A 1,571-nucleotide genomic window follows, 5' to 3' on the forward strand; every position below is an offset into this window, starting at 1 on the left:
TTAGGGCGTATTCGTCTGTGTCCTGGCTCCAGGGCCGGTGGCTGCTTCCGGGGGCTTGTCCGGCGCTTTGCGAAGTCGCTCGCCGGGCAAGCCATACTCCGGGCGCCGGGTTTTCCCCAGTGCAGAGGGAGGGCTGGCCTCACCATCGACCGGCCCGCTGCCGGGATGGTCCGGCAGGCATCCGACGACGAGGCTGCATGCATACGGATCCACCAAGCCCAAAGGGGACCCCCTTCTGTGTTCAGCTTCAAGCCGCTGCGCCGCCGTACCGCCCGCACCGCTGCCGTCGGCGCTTTCGCTGCTGCGGCCTGCGTCACCGTCATGGCCGGCAGTGCCGGAGCCATCGTCAACGGATCGGACTCCACCGAGCGGTACCCGTTCATGGCGACCATCCCCGAGTCGGCCCCGGACCAGGGACTGATCGACGGGAACTGTGGAGCGTCGCTGATCGATCAGCAGTGGGTGCTGACGGCGGCTCACTGCCTGACGGTCGAGGGCATCAAGCTGGACGGCATCGTGCGGGTCGGCAGCGACTACCGCAAGTCCGGCGGCACCGTCCGGAAGATCGACCGGACCTTCGTCCATCCCGGCTATGTGAACGGCGACAACAAGGCCGCCAACAAGAACGACATCGCGCTGATACGCCTGGACCGCCCGGTCGCCCAGCAACCGATCAAGATCGCCGAGCAGGCAGGGCGGCCCGGCACGCCGACCCGGCTCCTGGGCTTCGGCACCACCGCCGACACCGAGTTGAAGTTCCCGGACCGGCTGCAGGAGCTGAACACCCGCAGGGGCGCCGAGTCCGAGTGCGCGCCCGGCTACGCGGACCGGACCCGGCTGTGCACGATCACCACCGTGCCCAAGGCCATGGCGTGCTTCGGGGACTCCGGCGGACCGCAGGTCCAAAAGGGCCGGAACGGCCGCTGGGAGCTGATCGGCGTCACCTCGGGGCCCGGCGCCCCGAAAGTGCCGTGCTCGCAGGGCCCCGGCCTCTACACCAGCGCGCCCGCCTACGCGGGCTGGATCGACACGACCATGAAGACCAACAGCGCTCCGTCGACTGTGGCCAAGGGCTCCGACCTCGCCGAGACCGGCACGAACGACAACACCGCGGCGATTGCCGGCGTGGCCGCCACGCTGATCGCCGCCGGTGGCGGCACTGCCCTCGCCGTACGCCGCCGTAAGACCCGCCACGCCGCCTGAGTGCACCCGCCGCAACCCAAGACGGCGGCCCCCTCACCAAAGGGCTGCCGTCCTTCACCCTCTCCGACACGCTCACCCCCCAAGAGCGCACCGCGCCCCGCCCCGCCCGCAAGACCGCTGTCCGTCGCAGCCGTCCCCGTACCGTCGCCGCCGCGTCGCTGATCGCCGCTGCCGCGCTCTCGCTCACCGCCTGCGGGGGTGGCGGCTCCGGGAACGACGCCAAGGGGAGCCCGTCCGCGGCCGCCTCGGCCATCGCCCCGGGCGGTTCCGGGGGTTCCTCCGGCGGCTCCGGCAGGTCCACGGGCGGTTCCGGCGCCGAGGTCGGCACCAAGGTGGGTATCGCGGCCGATGTCTCCGCGTCGGCGAGG

At 71.4% G+C, this 1,571-nt stretch carries 1 protein-coding gene; it reads left to right on the forward strand.

Translation table 11 applies throughout. The features are described 5' to 3' along the window. Positions 1 to 237 precede the first annotated feature (237 nt). Positions 238 to 1,203: a S1 family serine peptidase gene (locus tag AXW62_RS36665; protein WP_060948211.1), complete on the forward strand. Its 966-nt coding sequence runs from the start codon at positions 238 to 240 to the stop codon at positions 1,201 to 1,203. Positions 1,204 to 1,571 lie beyond the last annotated feature (368 nt).

The sequence above is a fragment of the Streptomyces hygroscopicus subsp. hygroscopicus genome (assembly GCF_001553455.1).
Classification (GTDB): Bacteria; Actinomycetota; Actinomycetes; order Streptomycetales; family Streptomycetaceae; genus Streptomyces; species Streptomyces hygroscopicus.